This is a genomic window from Dietzia sp. NCCP-2495 (genome assembly GCF_026011735.1).
Taxonomy (GTDB): domain Bacteria; phylum Actinomycetota; class Actinomycetes; order Mycobacteriales; family Mycobacteriaceae; genus Dietzia.
Genome location: NZ_BRVN01000001.1, coordinates 224,342 through 240,034, shown reverse-complemented (window position 1 = coordinate 240,034; position 15,693 = coordinate 224,342). Strand labels below are relative to the sequence as shown.

The following is a 15,693-nucleotide window of genomic DNA, read 5'->3' as shown; positions in this document are numbered from 1 at the left end:
CGTGGCGTCAGAACGGGCACCTGCCGACCTCCGCCGACCGGGCGCGGGAAGGCGAGTCCGGGGCAGGTCCGGCGCAGTTGGCCAGTAAAGTTCCATGACGTGCACAGTCCAGTCGTTCTCGTTCCCGGGGCCCCGGTGATGGTGCCGGAGCTCTCCGGCACCGCCGCCGCCGTCAGTGCCGGTCCGCTCGAGGTGGTGCACGGGCTGATCCGGGACGCGCACCGCGACGTCACCCGCGTCGTGGTGGTGGGGACCGACCCTGCCGGGCGGCGACTGACCGGCAGGAGCTCGACACTCGGACGCTGGGGCGCCGATGTCCGCGTGGGTCGGGCCGGAGATCCCGCGGCCACGGACGCCGAGGTGCCGGACACGTGCGTGATCGCCTGGTGGCTGCTGGACAGGGCGGGGTCGGAGGTTCCGCGGACCTTCATCGGCGTCGCCGGTGGCCCAGGCGAGGCGGGCACACCCGGCTGGGCGTCGATGCTGGGGGAGGGCGACCTCGTCGTCGTCGCCGCCGACGGCCCCGCCTCACTCAACCTTCGCGCGCCGGTCCCGGAGGACCCGCGCGGCGTGGCGCTCGATTCAGGCCTGGCGGCCTGGTTGCGCGACGGGGGAGCACTGCCCGACCCCGGCGCGGACACGGCCGAGGAGATCGGCTGGTGGAGCAGGCCGGCATGGCGGCTCCTGGACGACCTGGTGGGCGGTGCCGCGGCCCGGGAGGCGATCTCGTGGGCTCCGTTCGGCGTCGGGTACCACGCGGCCCGGTGGGATCGTCACGAGCTGACCCCGGGCACGCGGGCATGACGGGCACGGGTGTGAGCGGTACGGCCACGAGCGGGCCGGATTCGAGAGACACGAGACCGATCGCGGTCGTGGGCGCCACTGGCACCGGGAAGTCCGCCCTCGCGTTGGACCTGGCCGAGCGACTCGGCGGCGAGGTGATCAACTGTGACGCGATGCAGCAGTACCGCGGGATGGACATCGGCACCGCGAAGCTCACCGTCGCCGAGCGCCGGGGTATCCCGCACCACCGCTTCGACGTCCTCGATGTGACCGAGACCGCGAGTGTCACCGACTTCCGCGACGAGGCCGAGCGTGAGCTCGCCGAGATCCGCGGGCGGGGGAACGTCCCCATCCTGTGTGGTGGATCGATGATGTACCTGCAGGCACTCATCGACGGCTGGTCGATCCCCGACACCGATCCCGAGGTGCGGGCCGTCTACGAACGCCGGCTCGCCGAGATCGGGGTCGAGGCGCTGCACGCCGAACTCGCACGGGTGGACCCGGAGGCTGCGCAGAAGATCCTGCCCACCGACCCGCGACGCACGGTGCGGGCGCTCGAGGTGATCGAGCTGACGGGGAGACCCTTCTCGGCGTCCCGTCCGACCATCGGTGAGCCCCGCTGGGGCACCCGGATGCTGGGGGTGCGTTGCGCGCTGCCCGAACTCGACGAGCGGCTCACCGCCCGTACCGCGGGCATGTTCGCCGACGGGCTGGTCGACGAGGTGCGTTCGCTCGTCGACGACGGACTGCTGGAGGGGGTCACGGCCCGCAAGGCGATCGGCTACGCGCAGGTGCTCGACGAGATGGATCCCGACCTCGCGATCGACGACGCCGGGCTGGCGCGCGCCGAGGAACAGACCTTTATCGGGACGCGGCGCTACGTTCGTCGTCAGCGTTCCTGGTTCGGCCGCGACCACCGCATCCACTGGATCGACACGGACACGGTCGATCGGCCGGGGGACGGGCCCACGCCGGTCGAGGTGGCGTGGGCACATCTGGAGGAGGCCAGCAGATGAGTACGCACGGATCCGGTCGCGGGCGGGTGCAGTCGGTGGATCGCGCGTTCGCGCTCCTCGACGCCCTGAGCCGTCGCGGCGGCCGGGCGACGCTGGGTGAGTTGGCGGCCGACACCGGACTGGCCGCGGCCACCGTGCACCGGTTGTGCGCGACCCTCGCGGAGTCCGGGCACCTGCGCCGTGACGTCAGTCGCGACTATCTCCTCGGTCCCCGGCTGCAGCGGATCGGGGAGGCCGCGCGGGTCGCCACCGCCTCGTGGGCCGAGCCCGTCCTGGCCGCGGTGGTGGCGGGGACCGGTGAGACCGCGAACATGGCCGTCCGGGAGGGGGACGGGGTGGTGTACCTCGCCCAGGTGCCCTCGCCGCACTCGATGCGGATGTTCACCGAGGTGGGTCGCCGTGTGGAGGTCCACTGCACCGCCGTGGGCAAGGCGTTGGTGGCGGGGGACGACGACGATGAGGTCCGCGCCATGCTGGACCGGGCCGGGATGCGCCGCTATACAGAATCCACGGTCACCGACCCGGACGTCCTCCTGGAGGAGATCCGGCAGGTTCGCCGACTGGGCTTCGCCACCGACGAGTCCGAGCAGGAAGAGGGCGTCCGCTGCGTGGCGATCGCTGTGGGTGTCGGCGAGGCCGCGTTCGCGATCTCTGCGTCCGGTCCCGAGGCCAGGTTCACCGAGGACCGCCGGGACGCCGCTGTGGCGATTCTCCGCGATGCGGTCGCGGGTCTGCAGAGCTGATCGTCTGACCAGCTGATCGCCTGCAGAGCCGAACGAGAGCAGAGCCGAACGACAGCAGAGCCGCTACCCGCCCTGTCGGGCTGGTAGCGGCTCTGGTCTCACCTCACCGGGGAGATCCCCGATACCGTGAGGCGATCAGAGGCCGTTCGCGGCCTTGAACTCGCGCCGGCGACGGTGGAGGATCGGCTCGGTGTAGCCGGACGGCTGCGTGGTGCCCTCCACGATCAGCTCGCGGGCGGCCTGCCAGGCCGTCGACTCCTCGACGTTCGGGGCCATGTTCCGGTACTCGGCGTCGCCGGCGTTCTGCTCATCGACCACCGCGGCCATGCGCGTCAGGGAGTCCACGACGAACTCCTCCGTCACGACGCCGTGGCGGATCCAGTTGGCCAGCATCTGCGAGGAGATGCGAAGGGTCGCGCGGTCCTCCATGAGGTCCACGTTGTGGATGTCGGGCACCTTGGAACAGCCGACACCCTGCTCGACCCAGCGGACGACGTAGCCGAGGATGGTCTGGCAGGAGTTGTCGACCTCCTCCTTCTTCTCCGCGTCGGTCCAGCCCGCGACGGTGTCCGCGGTGGCGAGCGGGATCGTCAGGATCTGGTCGACGCTGGCCCGACGGCCACCGGCGAGGAGCTCCTCCTGCTTGGCGGCCACATCGACCCGGTGGTAGTGGGTCGCGTGCAGGGTGGCGCCGGTGGGAGACGGCACCCAGGCGGTGTTGGCGCCGGCACGGGGCTGTCCGATCTTCTCCTCGAGCATGGCTGCCATGAGTTCGGTCTTGGCCCACATGCCCTTACCGATCTGCGCGCGGCCACGGAGGCCGAGGGCGAGGCCGGTGTCCACGTTCCAGTCCTCGTACGCGGGCATCCACGCGGCCGACCGCATGTCGGCCTTGCGGACCATCGGCCCGGCCTCCATGGAGGTGTGGATCTCGTCGCCCGTGCGGTCCAGGAACCCGGTGTTGATGAACACGACTCGCTCGCGGGCCTCGGCGATGCACGCGGCCAGGTTCACCGTCGTGCGGCGCTCCTCGTCCATGATGCCCACCTTGAGCGTGTTGGTGGGAAGGCCGAGGAGCTTCTCGACACGGCCGAACAGTTCGGTGGTGAAGGCCACCTCCTCGGGGCCGTGCTGCTTCGGCTTGACGATGTAGATCGACCCGGTCCGGCTGTTGCGGAGGTCGTTGCCCTCGGCCATGCCATGGATCGCGCACAGCGAGGTGACGATGCCGTCGAGGATGCCCTCGGGCAGCTCGGCGCCGTCGGCGTCCAGTACGGCCGGGGTGGTCATGAGGTGGCCGACGTTGCGGACGAACAGCAGCGACCGGCCGTGGAGACGGACCTCTCCGGAGGAGTCGGCGGCCGTGAAGACCCGGTCCTCGTTCAGCGTGCGTGTGATGGTCTTGCCGCCCTTGACCAGGTCCTCGGACAGATCGCCGCGGTTGAGACCGAGCCAGTTGGTGTATCCCAGGACCTTGTCCTCGGCGTCGACGGCCGCGACGGAGTCCTCGAAGTCCATGATGGTGGTGACGGCGGACTCCAGCGCGACGTCCTTGACGCCCGCGGAGTCGGTGGAACCGATCGGCGAGGCCGCGTCGATCTGGATGTCGATGTGGAGGCCGTTGTTACGCAGCAGGACGTTCGTCGGAGCGGCGGCGTCACCGAGCAGGCCGACCAGCTGGGCAGGATCGGCGAGCCCGGTGGTGGAACCGTCTGCGACGGTCACCCGGAGGGCACCGTCGACGACGGAGTATCCGGTCGAACCCACGTGGCTTCCCGACTCCAGAGGCGCGGCCTCGTCGAGGAACTCGCGGGCCCAGGCGATGACCTTGTCGCCGCGGACCTTGTTGTAGGACGACCCCTTCTCCGCTCCGTCCGCCTCGCTGATCGCGTCCGTGCCGTACAGCGCGTCATACAGCGATCCCCAGCGGGCATTCGCGGCGTTGAGCGCGAAGCGCGCGTTGAGGATCGGCACCACCAGCTGGGGGCCGGCGATGGACGTGATCTCCTCGTCCACGTTCTCGGTAGACGCGGTGACGCCCTGCGGCTCGGGGACCAGGTAGCCGATCTCGGTGAGGAACGACTTGTACGCAGCCTGGTCGATCGGAGCCGGGTTAGCGCGATGCCACTCATCGATCTGTGACTGGAGCTCGTCCCGCTTCGCCAGGAGCTCGCGGTTCCGGGGCGCGAGATCGGTGAAGATCTCCGCGGCACCGGCCCAGAAGGCGTCCTGATCGACGCCGGTCCCGGGAAGGGCCGCCGAATTGACGAAGTCATACAGAACCTTGTCGACCTGTATTCCGCCGACGGTGATGCGCTCGGACATCGATGCTCTCCTCTGATCAGGGGATCGTTCTTGACGCCGACTCTAGTGGGCGCCGACCACGGGTTCATCTGCCGATTCCGCAGTGTGGAATGAACTGTCTGCCGAGTAACATGGCCCACATGGCTCAGACCTACCGCGCGACTGACACGGGAATCGATTTCATCAAGGGGCACGGAACCCTCAACGACTTCATCATCATCACGGACGACCGCGCAGAGCTCTCCCTCGATGCCGCGCTGACCCGACGGTTGTGTGATCGGCGCGGGGGCATCGGCGCGGACGGAGTACTCCGGGTCGCGACGGCCGGAGCGCTGCTGTCCGCCAGCGTCCTGTCCACCCTGCCGGCAGGAGTCGAGGCGTCTGATTGGTTCATGGACTACCGCAACGCCGACGGGTCGATCGCCGAGATGTGCGGTAACGGGGTCCGGGTGTTCGCCCATGCCCTGGTCTCGACCGGACGCGCCGAGGTGGGTTCGGTGCGGGTCGGCACGCGATCAGGGCTTCGGCCGGCTGAGATCATCGACCATGGTGGTGACAGCGCGGTCATCCGGGTCGATATGGGACAACCGGAATTCCTGGGGCTGTCCTCAGTGCAGATCGGTGACCGTACGTTCGCCGGGATGGCGATCGACATGGGCAATCCCCACCTGGCCTGTGTCGTCCCGGACCTCGACGCCGAAGGTCTGGCTGCTCTTGCAGTGCAGGCGCAGCCGCAGTTCGATTCGGAGTTCTTCCCGGCGGGGGTCAACGTGGAGATCGCCACTCCGATGTTAGACGGGCGCGTCCGGATGAGGGTTCACGAACGAGGTGCGGGGGAGACCATGTCGTGCGGCACCGGCGTCGTCGCCACGGCGGTCGCCGCGCTTGCAGACAACGGCTCGACTGAGGGAGACGTCGTGGTCACCGTCCCCGGTGGTGACCTCACGGTGACCCTCACCGGAGAGGGATCGACCCTCACCGGTCCGTCGGTGCTCGTTGCTCAGGGCACGTATCGGGGCGTGTAGTCCGGTGCGGATTATCCGGGGCCTCCGTTCCTGGATTTATCTGCGCGGGCAGTTCACGGCCGGTTGTGCGATCATGGACGTGAATGACTGACGACATCACGGCCTCGGGCCGCCCCCACAACGACCTCGACCCCTCGATCGGCGAGCTGCAGCTCGAGGAGCGCTCCTCGCTGCGGCGCGTTGCAGGTTTGTCCACCGAACTCCAGGACGTCAACGACGCGGAGTACCGAAAGCTGCGTCTGGAGAGAGTCGTCCTGGTGGGCGTCTGGACCGAAGGCTCGGCAGCGCAGGCTGAGGCCGCGATGGACGAGCTCGCCCAACTCGCCGAGACCGCCGGCTCAGAGGTCTGCGATGCGTTGATTCAACGTCGTGACAAGCCGGATCCGGCGACCTACATCGGTTCCGGGAAGGTCGACACCCTCAGGGACGTCATCGCGGCGACCGGGGCGGACACCGTGATTTGCGACGGTGAGCTGACGGGTGGCCAGCTACTCGCCCTGGAGAAGGCGGTCAACGTCAAGGTTATCGATCGCACCGCGTTGATCCTCGACATCTTCGCGCAGCACGCGACGAGTCGGGAGGGCAAGGCGCAGGTCTCCCTCGCGCAGATGGAATACATGATGCCCCGGCTGCGGGGCTGGGGTGAGTCCCTGTCGCGCCAGGCCGGTGGACGTGCGGGTAGCAACGGTGGTGTCGGACTCCGTGGCCCCGGTGAGACCAAGATCGAGACCGACAGGCGTCGCATCCGTGAGCGGATGGCTCGTCTGCGTCGTGAGATCAAGGGCATGAAGCAAGCTCGCGACACCAAACGGCACCGACGTCGGGCGACACCGGTTCCGTCCATCGCGATCGCCGGGTACACCAACGCCGGAAAATCCAGCTTGTTGAACCGGATCACGAATGCGGGCGTGTTGGTCCAGAACGCATTGTTCGCCACCCTGGATCCGACCACTCGTAAGGCGGAGTTGCCGGACGGTCGGCCTGTGGTCTTTACCGACACGGTCGGATTCGTGAGGCATCTCCCGACCCAGTTGGTCGAGGCGTTCCGGTCAACACTCGAAGAAGTGGTGGACTCCGAGCTGTTGCTGCACGTGGTCGACGGCTCCGATCCGTTCCCCCTGCGCCAGATCGAAGCGGTGCGCGCGGTGATCAACGAGGTGGTCGAGGAACAGAACGCGCAGCGCCCGCGCGAGCTCCTCGTGATCAACAAGATCGATGTCGCCGATCCTCTCGTGCTCACCTCGCTCCACCATTCGGTACCGGATGCGGTGTTCGTCTCTGCCGTCACCGGTGAGGGCATTGACGACCTGATGTCGACGATCATGCAGATCATCGCCTCGGGCGATGTGGAGGTGACTCTTCAGATCCCCTACTCACGTGGGGACGTGGTGTCCCGCGTGCATGCCGAGGGTGCGGTACTGGAGGAGGAACACCGTCAGGACGGGACCAGGATCGTGGTCCGACTTCCGGAGTCGATCGCCGGCGAACTCTCGGTGTTCGCCGTGGACGGTTCACACGACGGCGCCGCCTGAGTCCCGGTCACGGGACCCAGACGGCGCGGGCGCGTCGCGACAGTTCAGAGTTTGCGGAAGACGGTCACGACCTTGCCGAGGACCGTTGCGTGCTCACCGGGGATCGGGCTGAACGCCGGATTGTGGGGGAGGAGCCAAACCCCGGTGTCGTCTTTCCTGAAGGTCTTGACCGTCGCCTCACCGTCGATCATCGCGGCGACGATCTCACCGTTGTCGGCGACGTTCTGTCGGCGCACCACCACGTAGTCCCCGTCGCAGATAGCGGCGTCGATCATCGACTCGCCGACGACCTTGAGCATGAAGAGCTCGCCGGAACCCACCAGGTCGGCGGGGAGCGGGAACACCTCGTCCACAGCCTGCTCCGCGAGAATCGGACCCCCTGCTGCTATACGTCCGAGAACCGGCACATAGACGGGCTCGGCCGCACCGGAGGGACGGTCCTGCACCGCCACTGATCGACGACTTCGGCCTTTCTGCCCCGGCACTCCGTGGACGTCGACCGCGCGGGGCTTGTGCGGATCCCGGGTCAGGAACCCCTTCTTCTCCAGGGTCCGCAGCTGGTGGGCCACCGACGATGTCGACTGCAGTCCCACCGCGTCCCCGATCTCGCGGATGCTCGGCGGATAGCCGCGGTCCTTGACCGTGTCGTGGATATGCAACAGAACGCTCTTCTGGCGAGGCGTGAGCGCCTCGAAGTCCGGCTTGGACATCCCGGAGTCCCTTCGACGAATGGATGTTCGACCTCTGTCTCTTTCTACACACTAGACGGCGGATCGCCGCTGCGCCACACACCTGTTCGAAATTTTTCTGGTCGGAATGGTGACTCTGTCGTACCCCCGTGATACAACTTGATCAGTGTTCGAGTTCGAACAGATGTTTCGCACGTTGCCAAAGCTTGTGCGAACAAATGTCGCACAACGCGTCGAGAGGGAGTGGACATGTCAGTTCAGGAGTTGCAGCCGATCTCCGGTGTTGCCCGCAGTTGGACCGAAGCCTGCCCGGTGGAGCACGGACTCTCCGTGTCGCGGGAATCTGCTGGTCACAGGGGAGTGGCTATCCAGGAATCGCGAACGGGCATGCCGGCGGTCGGGCGTCGTTCACGTCCGGCGGGAGAGACGGTTGTACGTCAGCGTGGTGGCCTCGGCAACGTCGATCGAACGCGTCCGGTCGCGCAGCAGCAGGTGCGTCCGAGGCGTTCGACTACCCAGGCCCCGGTCGCGCCCGGCCGTCGCGTCTTCGTCAGGCCGACGCACGCTGTTCGAGCGTGCACGGTGGAGCCCGCGGCGCCCGTGCGCGTCATCGACGACGTTCCGACCTGGGCGCTGCTCGCCTGTGGTGTCGTGCTCGCGGTTCTCATGCTCGTCGTCGTGATGTTCCTCGGCGGACCCACCTACGTGTGATCGCGGGTCGCGCCTTTTAGACTGTGATCGGGACGGCACAGGGTCGGTCCCGGGTTCTGAGGGCGTCATGTCCTCGGGTCTCATGGTCAGGAGACGAAGGGCGTAACGGGATGTACTGCCCGAAGTGTCACAACGAGGATTCGCGCGTCATCGACTCGCGGTCGGTGGACGAGGGACAGGCGATCCGTCGGCGTCGGGAATGCCCGGAGTGCGGGCATCGTTTCACCACGCTCGAGACACCACTGCTGACTGTCCTCAAGCGCAATGGTGTGACCGAATCGTTCAGCCGCGACAAGGTGATTCGTGGAGTCCGGCGTGCATGTCAAGGTCGATCCGTCGACGAGGACTCACTACGTCGTCTCGCCCAGGAAGTCGAGGACAGGGTTCGCGCGAAAGGCGCTGCCGAAGTCGCGGCACATGAGATCGGTCTGGCGATCCTCGGACCACTCCAGGACCTCGATGAGGTCGCGTACCTGCGTTTCGCGTCGGTGTACAAGCAGTTCAGTTCAGCTGATGACTTCGAACGCGAGATCGTCGCATTGAAGGAACGCCGGACCCTCCGCTGACCCGGCCGGGTAGACCTGCATCCTCAGGGAGCGCGAGGCCTTGGTCACGTCGTATCTTTCGGCGCGAGAGCGGACTTGACCGCGCGTCGGATCCGTTCAGGGGACACGGGACGCGCAGTACCGAGGGACTGCGCGAACAACCCGACCCGATACTCCGCCACCATCCACCGCAGCTCGCGGATCGCTCTGGCTCCGCCCGGACGCCCACGTAGAGCGGCGCTCGCATCCTCCACCAGCGATTCCGACAAGGCGAGGTGAGCAGTCAGCTCCTCGTGCCTTTCCGGCGACTTCTCGGCGAGGTCCAGGCGCATCCCGACCGCGCGGACATGGCGCTCGAGATGAGTGAGCACAGTGGCCGGATGTCGGGCCAGGAATCCCTTGCCCACCAGGTAGTCGAGCGAAGGCAGGATCGCCTCCCGGAGCGGTCGCGGGGCCGAGTCCAGTCTCAACGACACCGCCTGCGCTGCCACCATCGCCATGACCACAGTGGAGATCGCTGTCGCCACCGTCCCGGGAACCTCCGACCGCGCCGCCGCACGGAGCTTCTGGAAGTCCGCTACGTGCAGGACAGGCGCACCGTGACGCGTGGCGACGAGTCGAGCACACGCACTGAGAGCCGCGTCCTCCACCAGCGCGTCGATCCCGCCGTGCGGGTACTGGGTCAGCGCCAAGCGCTGCTCGACAGGGCGTCCTCGCAGGATCGATGCAGGTGGGACGAGATCGGCCGTGAGCAAGGTCAGGACCGCTTTCGCCTGGGCGGTCCTCCGCTCCTCTGCGGTGGCGCAGGCGAGGCGGTGGATTCCGTCGTCGCGGACACTGAGGGCCGGAAAGACCGTCACCTCGACGCCGTCGACCACACCGGTGACCGAATCGGGAAGGTCACCGATCGTGTCCGCCGTCCATTCGCGGTACGGTCCGTCGTCCGGTATCAGTTTCTCGTTGAGAGTCTGGCGCACCGTGTCGGTGAGGCGGGTACGAAGTGCTCGCAGATCAGTATCTGAGTCGATGACGGCGTCACCGTCGATCACCTCGAATCGCATCACGAGATGGTCGGGGAGCTGATCGGAACGGAACTCCCGCGGATCGATGCTCGTGCCGATCCGCTCACCGAGTGCCCGGGCCAGGGCGACGGACAGTGGTGCCGAGCGCGGAACCACGTCCTCGGCCAGCAGTGCCGCGTACTCGGCCGGGGGAGAGCACATCCGTCGCAGGTATTTGGGCAGCGTACGCAGCATCTCGGTGTAGAGCTCTTCGCGTAAGCCCGGGACGAGCCACTCGAACCCTGCGGTGGTGACCGAGGACAGCTGCGGGAGGGGGATCCTGACGGTGATCCCGTCCGCCGCGCCCCCGGGCTCGAACTCGTAGCTGAGGGCGAATCGACGCTCGCCCTGTTGCCAGAACGGTGGGAAATCTCCGGCATCAGGCCCGGACACGGAGGTGTGGATATCCGACGGCGCCAGGCGGAGTGCTTCAGGTTGCTTGTGCCCTTTCTTCTTCCACCACGATTCGAGATGCCGGCCCGAGGTGATGTCGGTGGGTAGTCGCTCGAGGTAGAACGCGACGAGTCCCTCGTCGTCGATCACCAGATCCCGGCGTCGGCTCCGAGTCTCGAGTTCACGGGCGTCGCGGACGGCCTCGGCGTTCTCCCGGATCACCGGGACGCGGGTGGCGTAGCCGCCCTCGACGACGCCGTGACGGACGAACATCTCGCGGGCGAGTGGCGCATCCACCCGGGAGAGCAGGATGCGGCGGGCGTCGACCACGGTGAGACCGAGCAGGAGCACCTTCTCGTAGGCCATGGCCGCGCCCTGCTTATCCGACCAGTGGGGCTCGGAGTACTGACTGCGGACCAGGTGCGCGCCGATCTGCTCGATCCACGCGGGATCGATGCGCGCGACATCGCGAGCCCACAACCGGGAGGTCTCGACGAGCTCCGATGCCATCACCCACCGGGGTGGCTTCTTGGACAGGTTGGATCCGGGGAACACCTGGAAACGGATACCGCGTGTCCCATGGAACTCACGGGTCTCCTCGTCCCGCATGCCGACGTTGGTGAGTAACCCCGAGAGGATCGCCTTGTGGAGATCGTCCTCCGAGGCCTGGCCTGACGGCGGATGCCAGCCTCGTTCCCGACACATGCTCCGGAGCTGCGTAGTGAGGTCCTGCCACTCCCTGATACGGAGCCAGTGCAGGTACTCGTCCCTGCACATCCGGCGGAACGCGCTTCCGGAGAGTTCCCGACGCTGCTCGGTGAGGTAACGCCAGAGGTTGAGGTAACCGAGGAAATCCGACGTCTTGTCGACGAACCGGCGATGCAGCAGATCGGCCTTGTCCCGCTCCTCGGCGGGACGCTCCCTGACGTCCTGCACAGTCAACGCGGCCACCACGACCAGGACGTCGCCGAGCGAGCCGTTCCGGTGTCCCTCTACGACCATGCGCGCCAGCCGGGGATCGAGTGGGAGGACCGCCATGTCGTGGCCCACCTCCGTCAGGCGTGGCCGCTCGTCGTCGTCGACCTCCAGGGCCCCGAGTTCGGTCAACAAGGTCATCCCGTCCCGGACCGCCTTGCGGTCCGGAGGCTCCACGAACGGGAAGTCATCCACCGGACCCAGGTCGAGGTCGGCCATCGACAAGATCACGGACGCGAGGTTCGTCCGCAGGATCTCGGGGTCGGTGAACTCCGGTCGCGTCTCGAAGTCGTCCTCGGAGTACAGGCGGATACAGATGCCGTCGGCGACGCGGCCGCAGCGGCCGGCACGTTGGGCGGCGGAAGCCTGCGACACCGGTTCGATCGGGAGCCGTTGGACCTTCGTCCGTGTGGAGTACCGCGAGATCCTGGCGAGACCCGTGTCCACGACATAGCGGATGCCCGGGACCGTCACCGACGTCTCCGCGATGTTCGTCGAGAGCACCACGCGGCGGGTCGAGTGGGCACGGAAGGCCTTGTTCTGTTCGGCCGCCGTGAGTCGGGCGAACAGCGGGAAGATCTCGGTGTTCCGGAACTTCCGGCCGCGCAGGACCTCCTCGGCGTCGCGGATCTCCCGCTCTCCCGACAGGAAGACCAGCACGTCGCCGTCGCCCTCACGCAACAACTCCGCCACCGCGTCCGCGAGTGCGTCGAGCGGGTCCAGGTCGATCACCTGGTCGGCGTGCTCCACCTGCAGCGGTCGGTACCGGATCTCAACCGGGTACGTGCGGCCCGAGACCTCGATGACCGGTGCAGATCTGCCGGAGGCGTCGGCGAAATGGTCTGCGAAACGCTGGGGGTCGATCGTCGCCGACGTGATGATCAGCTTGAGGTCGGGACGCTTGGGCAGGATCTGCTTGAGGTAGCCGAGGAGGAAGTCGATGTTGAGACTGCGCTCGTGGGCCTCGTCGATGATGATCGTGTCGTAGGCGCGCAGGAGTCGGTCCCGGCGGATCTCGGCCAGCAGGATGCCGTCGGTCATCAGTTTGACCGAGGTGTCCGCCGAGGTGTGGTCGCCGAACCGCACGGCGGAACCGACCAGGCCGCCGAACTCCGCACCGAGTTCCTCCGCGATACGTTCCGCCACGGACCGGGCCGCCAGGCGCCGCGGCTGCGTGTGCCCGATCATCCCACGCACGCCCCGCCCCAGCTCGAGGCAGATCTTGGGGATCTGGGTCGTCTTCCCGGACCCGGTCTCACCGGCGATCACCACGACCTGGTTGTCCCTGATCGCGGCGGCGATCTCGTCCTTACGGGCGCTGACGGGAAGCTGTGGTGGGTACTCGGGCACCGGTATGGCCCCGGCACGTCGCGCGAGACGCTCGGCCGCACGGTCGATCCGGTCACCGAGTTCGGTCAGCTGATCGGGACGGGCCCGACGGATCCGGGACCGGAGACGGTGGGCGTCGAGGGTGCCGACCTCGTCGAGCCGGACGAGCAGCTCGTGGCGGGCCCGGCGGAGTTCAGGGGAGGGCGCAGAGGACGACGACATGGTGTCGCAAGGATAACGATTCCAATGCAGAGCTCAGTCGTCGCCGCTCTCCCGGCGGGACTGGATCTGCGCGTACCGGCTGTGGAGTCGCTCGCGTATCTCGTCCGGCTCGTATGCGCGACGCTGGCGCTCGGATCGTGCGGCGAGGATTCCGGAGGCGGCGACGCCCGCCACACCCGCCGCGCCGAGCAGTTTGAGCCACTGTCGTCCTCGGGGTGCCATGAGACGAGCCTATAGCCGGTTCGGACGGGTGACTGGCAGGATCGGTCCATGACAGTCGACACCGTGCCACTGGCCGCCGCCGTCGAACGCACCCGCACCGGGGATCTGTGGGTGTTCCGCGGGCACTCTGTTGCGGACCGCCTCATCCAGACGCTCACCAATTCTCCCGTGAACCACGTCGGCATCGCGGTGGTTCTCGAGGACATGCCGCCACTGATGTGGCACGCGGAGATGGGGCGTGCGCTGCCTGACGTGTGGACGGGTAAGAAGCAGCGCGGTGTCCAACTCCACGTCCTCGCCGATGCCGTTCGTCAATGGACTGGCCCCTACGGCCAGAGGGCGTGGTTCCGGCAGCTCAGTCCGGAAGTCGGCACGGAGCACGAGGATGCACTCCTACAGTCGATCGCCCGACTGAACGGGGTGTCGTTCCCGTCCGCCGGCCGTCTCACAGCCCGGTGGGCTCGTGGCCGGTGGTCCGCACGGGGCGCGCAGCGGGACACCCGCACGCAGAACCCCGGAGCTCCGGGGGAATCGGGCCCGAAGGGCGCCGGGAACAGGCTGGAGGCCGCATATTGCGCGGAGGTCGTGGGTGCCACCCTCGAGTCGATGGGGATACTGCTCCCTGCGGGCGACACGAGCTGGTACGACCCGGGCAGGTTCTGGAGTGGCGATGCCCTTCCGCTCGCCCCGGGATGGGACTACGGCCGTGAGATCTCGGTGACCGTCACCCCTGCAGGATCACCTGACTGAGCTCCTTCTCTGCGGTTTCCGGTGCCACGAAGAGGAGCTCGTCGCCGGGCTCGAACGGCACGTCGGGCTCGGGGACGACCACGCGACCGCCGCGGAGGATCGCGACCAGGGCGACGTCGCGGGGGAGCCTGACACGCCCCACGGGCCGGCCGGCGAGCGGTGTCTGCTCGGGCAACGTCACACTGACGATGTTCGCCCCGCCGCGGCGCAGTGTCATCAGCCGAACGACGTCCCCGACCGAGACCGCCTCCTCGACCACGGACACGATGAGCCGCGGCGTGGACACGGCCACGTCGACGCCCCAGCGGTCGTCGAACAGCCATTCATTGCGGGGTTCGTTGATGCGGGCGACTACCCGGGACACTGCGAACTCCGTCTTGGCGAGCAAACTCACGACCAGGTTGACCTTGTCGTCTCCGGTGGCCGCCACCACCACGTCGGCGTCCTCGACACCGAGGCGTGCGAGCACACTCATCTCGCACGCGTCGCCGACCTCCTGGCGGGCCCCGTCGACGGGATCCGAGTCGAACACTGATCGGCGTTTGTCGATGAGTACGACCTCGTGGCCGCCACCCAGCAGGTCGCGGGCGATCGAGCGACCGACGACCCCGGCGCCAGCCACGACGACCCGCAGGCTGGTCGACTGGGCGGAACGTGCCGGGGCGTCACCGAGCAGTCCCGCGCCGTCCGCGTAATCGGGTACCGGGTTCTCAGGCATCGACCGGTCCTTGCCTCAGGAGGTCGTCGAGCTCCGTGACAGAGGTCGACGGTAGTGCGAGATGGATGATGTCGGCGGATTGGACGAGTGTGTCCGCTCCGGGCAGCGAGCACTCACCGAATCGGGTGACGGTCACGGCACGACCTCCCGCGGCGGCCGCCATCGTCTCGACGGGAGAGCCGACCCAGTTCTCGGGCGCGTCGAGCGCGACGAGTGAGACCGAGTCGGTCTGGTCGCGCCAGACCACAGGACTCGACCCGTCGGTGATGTACCGGACGAGCCTCCCGGTCGCCCACGGGACGGTCGCCACCGTGGGTATCCCCAAACGCTCGTAGACCTCGGCACGTCCGGCATCGTAGATCCGGGCGATCACCCGCTCCACGCCGAAGGACTCGCGGGCGACGCGTGCCGCGATGATGTTCGAGTTGTCCCCGGAGGACACGGCCGCGAAGGCACCTGCTCCCCGGAGACCCGCCTCGTCGAGCACCGCCCGATCGAACCCGATCCCGGTGACGGTACGTCCGGTGAACCCCTCGGGTAGCCGGTCGAAGGCCTCCGACGACCGGTCGACCATGACCACCTCGTATCCGGAGGCGTCCAACTCGGTGGCGAGTGCGGCGCCTACGCGCCCGCACCCCATGATGACGACCCTCATGGTGGTCTCACTCCTCACCG

Annotated in this window: 13 protein-coding genes; 7 read left to right on the top strand and 6 right to left on the bottom strand. The window is 67.7% G+C overall.

Annotation, left to right across the window (positions count from 1 at the left end; translation table 11 throughout):
- The first annotated feature begins 99 nt into the window (after nt 1-99).
- Genes OPF83_RS01100 through OPF83_RS01090 form a run of 3 tightly spaced genes read left to right on the top strand, consistent with a single transcriptional unit; the run spans nt 100 to nt 2,542 of the window.
- Nucleotides 100-804, top strand: a complete 705-nt coding sequence (locus OPF83_RS01100) for a hypothetical protein (protein WP_264885360.1) — start codon at nt 100-102, stop codon at nt 802-804.
- Nucleotides 801-1,799, top strand: coding sequence for a tRNA (adenosine(37)-N6)-dimethylallyltransferase MiaA (gene miaA / locus OPF83_RS01095; protein WP_264885359.1), 999 nt, complete (start codon nt 801-803; stop codon nt 1,797-1,799). The genes OPF83_RS01100 and miaA overlap by 4 nt, the downstream gene beginning before the upstream one ends.
- Nucleotides 1,796-2,542, top strand: a complete 747-nt coding sequence (locus OPF83_RS01090) for an IclR family transcriptional regulator (protein ID WP_264885358.1) — start codon at nt 1,796-1,798, stop codon at nt 2,540-2,542. The genes miaA and OPF83_RS01090 overlap by 4 nt, the downstream gene beginning before the upstream one ends.
- A 135-nt stretch (nt 2,543-2,677) precedes the next feature.
- Here the strand turns inward: OPF83_RS01090 and OPF83_RS01085 are convergent, their stop codons facing one another.
- A complete protein-coding gene (locus OPF83_RS01085) occupies nt 2,678-4,867 on the bottom strand; it encodes a malate synthase G (RefSeq protein WP_264885357.1) in 2,190 nt (729 codons plus the stop codon).
- A 119-nt stretch (nt 4,868-4,986) separates the two neighbouring features.
- On the opposite strand from OPF83_RS01085, the gene dapF reads away from it, so the two are divergent.
- Nucleotides 4,987-5,871, top strand: coding sequence for a diaminopimelate epimerase (dapF, locus tag OPF83_RS01080; protein WP_264885356.1), 885 nt, complete (start codon nt 4,987-4,989; stop codon nt 5,869-5,871).
- Nucleotides 5,872-5,954: 83 nt separating this feature from the next.
- Nucleotides 5,955-7,403: a GTPase HflX gene (gene hflX, locus OPF83_RS01075; protein WP_264885355.1), complete on the top strand. Its 1,449-nt coding sequence runs from the start codon at nt 5,955-5,957 to the stop codon at nt 7,401-7,403.
- 44 nt (nt 7,404-7,447) lie between these two features.
- On the opposite strand, the gene lexA is transcribed toward hflX, so the two are convergent.
- The gene (lexA, locus tag OPF83_RS01070) at nt 7,448-8,113 is read right to left on the bottom strand and encodes a transcriptional repressor LexA (RefSeq protein WP_264885354.1); all 666 of its coding nucleotides are present in this window, start codon (nt 8,111-8,113) and stop codon (nt 7,448-7,450) included.
- Nucleotides 8,114-8,913: 800 nt separating this feature from the next.
- Here lexA and nrdR point away from each other — a divergent pair.
- Entirely contained in the window at nt 8,914-9,369 is a 456-nt protein-coding gene (nrdR, locus tag OPF83_RS01065; protein ID WP_264885353.1) for a transcriptional regulator NrdR, read from the top strand.
- A 44-nt stretch (nt 9,370-9,413) separates the two neighbouring features.
- Here nrdR and hrpA read toward each other — a convergent pair whose 3' ends face one another.
- On the bottom strand, nt 9,414-13,328 hold the full coding sequence (hrpA, locus tag OPF83_RS01060) for an ATP-dependent RNA helicase HrpA (protein WP_264885352.1): 3,915 nt from the start codon (nt 13,326-13,328) through the stop codon (nt 9,414-9,416).
- A gap of 33 nt (nt 13,329-13,361) precedes the next feature.
- Complete coding sequence (locus OPF83_RS01055) at nt 13,362-13,550, bottom strand: hypothetical protein (RefSeq protein WP_264885351.1); 189 nt, start codon at nt 13,548-13,550, stop codon at nt 13,362-13,364.
- A gap of 48 nt (nt 13,551-13,598) precedes the next feature.
- Between OPF83_RS01055 and OPF83_RS01050 the strand changes: the two genes are divergently transcribed.
- On the top strand, nt 13,599-14,300 hold the full coding sequence (locus OPF83_RS01050; RefSeq protein WP_264885350.1) for a hypothetical protein: 702 nt from the start codon (nt 13,599-13,601) through the stop codon (nt 14,298-14,300).
- Here OPF83_RS01050 and OPF83_RS01045 read toward each other — a convergent pair.
- Together OPF83_RS01045 and OPF83_RS01040 are read right to left on the bottom strand one after the other, a co-directional pair.
- Nucleotides 14,275-14,934 carry a TrkA family potassium uptake protein gene (locus tag OPF83_RS01045; RefSeq protein WP_264885554.1) on the bottom strand — a complete coding sequence of 220 codons (660 nt, stop codon included), beginning with the start codon at nt 14,932-14,934 and terminating at the stop codon, nt 14,275-14,277. The genes OPF83_RS01050 and OPF83_RS01045 overlap by 26 nt on opposite strands.
- 76 nt (nt 14,935-15,010) lie before the next feature.
- Nucleotides 15,011-15,673 carry a TrkA family potassium uptake protein gene (locus OPF83_RS01040; protein ID WP_264885349.1) on the bottom strand — a complete coding sequence of 221 codons (663 nt, stop codon included), beginning with the start codon at nt 15,671-15,673 and terminating at the stop codon, nt 15,011-15,013.
- Nucleotides 15,674-15,693 lie beyond the last annotated feature (20 nt).

What these genes read in the sequence shown, in the direction of transcription:
- miaA (WP_264885359.1), top strand. Translation starts at nt 801, where the DNA reads ATGACGGGCACGGGTGTGAGCGGTACGGCCACGAGCGGGCCGGATTCG.
- OPF83_RS01085 (WP_264885357.1), bottom strand. Translation starts at nt 4,867, where the DNA reads ATGTCCGAGCGCATCACCGTCGGCGGAATACAGGTCGACAAGGTTCTG.
- nrdR (WP_264885353.1), top strand. Translation starts at nt 8,914, where the DNA reads ATGTACTGCCCGAAGTGTCACAACGAGGATTCGCGCGTCATCGACTCG.
- OPF83_RS01050 (WP_264885350.1), top strand. Translation starts at nt 13,599, where the DNA reads ATGACAGTCGACACCGTGCCACTGGCCGCCGCCGTCGAACGCACCCGC.
- OPF83_RS01090 (WP_264885358.1), top strand. Translation starts at nt 1,796, where the DNA reads ATGAGTACGCACGGATCCGGTCGCGGGCGGGTGCAGTCGGTGGATCGC.
- dapF (WP_264885356.1), top strand. Translation starts at nt 4,987, where the DNA reads ATGGCTCAGACCTACCGCGCGACTGACACGGGAATCGATTTCATCAAG.
- OPF83_RS01055 (WP_264885351.1), bottom strand. Translation starts at nt 13,550, where the DNA reads ATGGCACCCCGAGGACGACAGTGGCTCAAACTGCTCGGCGCGGCGGGT.
- hrpA (WP_264885352.1), bottom strand. Translation starts at nt 13,328, where the DNA reads ATGTCGTCGTCCTCTGCGCCCTCCCCTGAACTCCGCCGGGCCCGCCAC.
- lexA (WP_264885354.1), bottom strand. Translation starts at nt 8,113, where the DNA reads ATGTCCAAGCCGGACTTCGAGGCGCTCACGCCTCGCCAGAAGAGCGTT.
- hflX (WP_264885355.1), top strand. Translation starts at nt 5,955, where the DNA reads ATGACTGACGACATCACGGCCTCGGGCCGCCCCCACAACGACCTCGAC.
- OPF83_RS01040 (WP_264885349.1), bottom strand. Translation starts at nt 15,673, where the DNA reads ATGAGGGTCGTCATCATGGGGTGCGGGCGCGTAGGCGCCGCACTCGCC.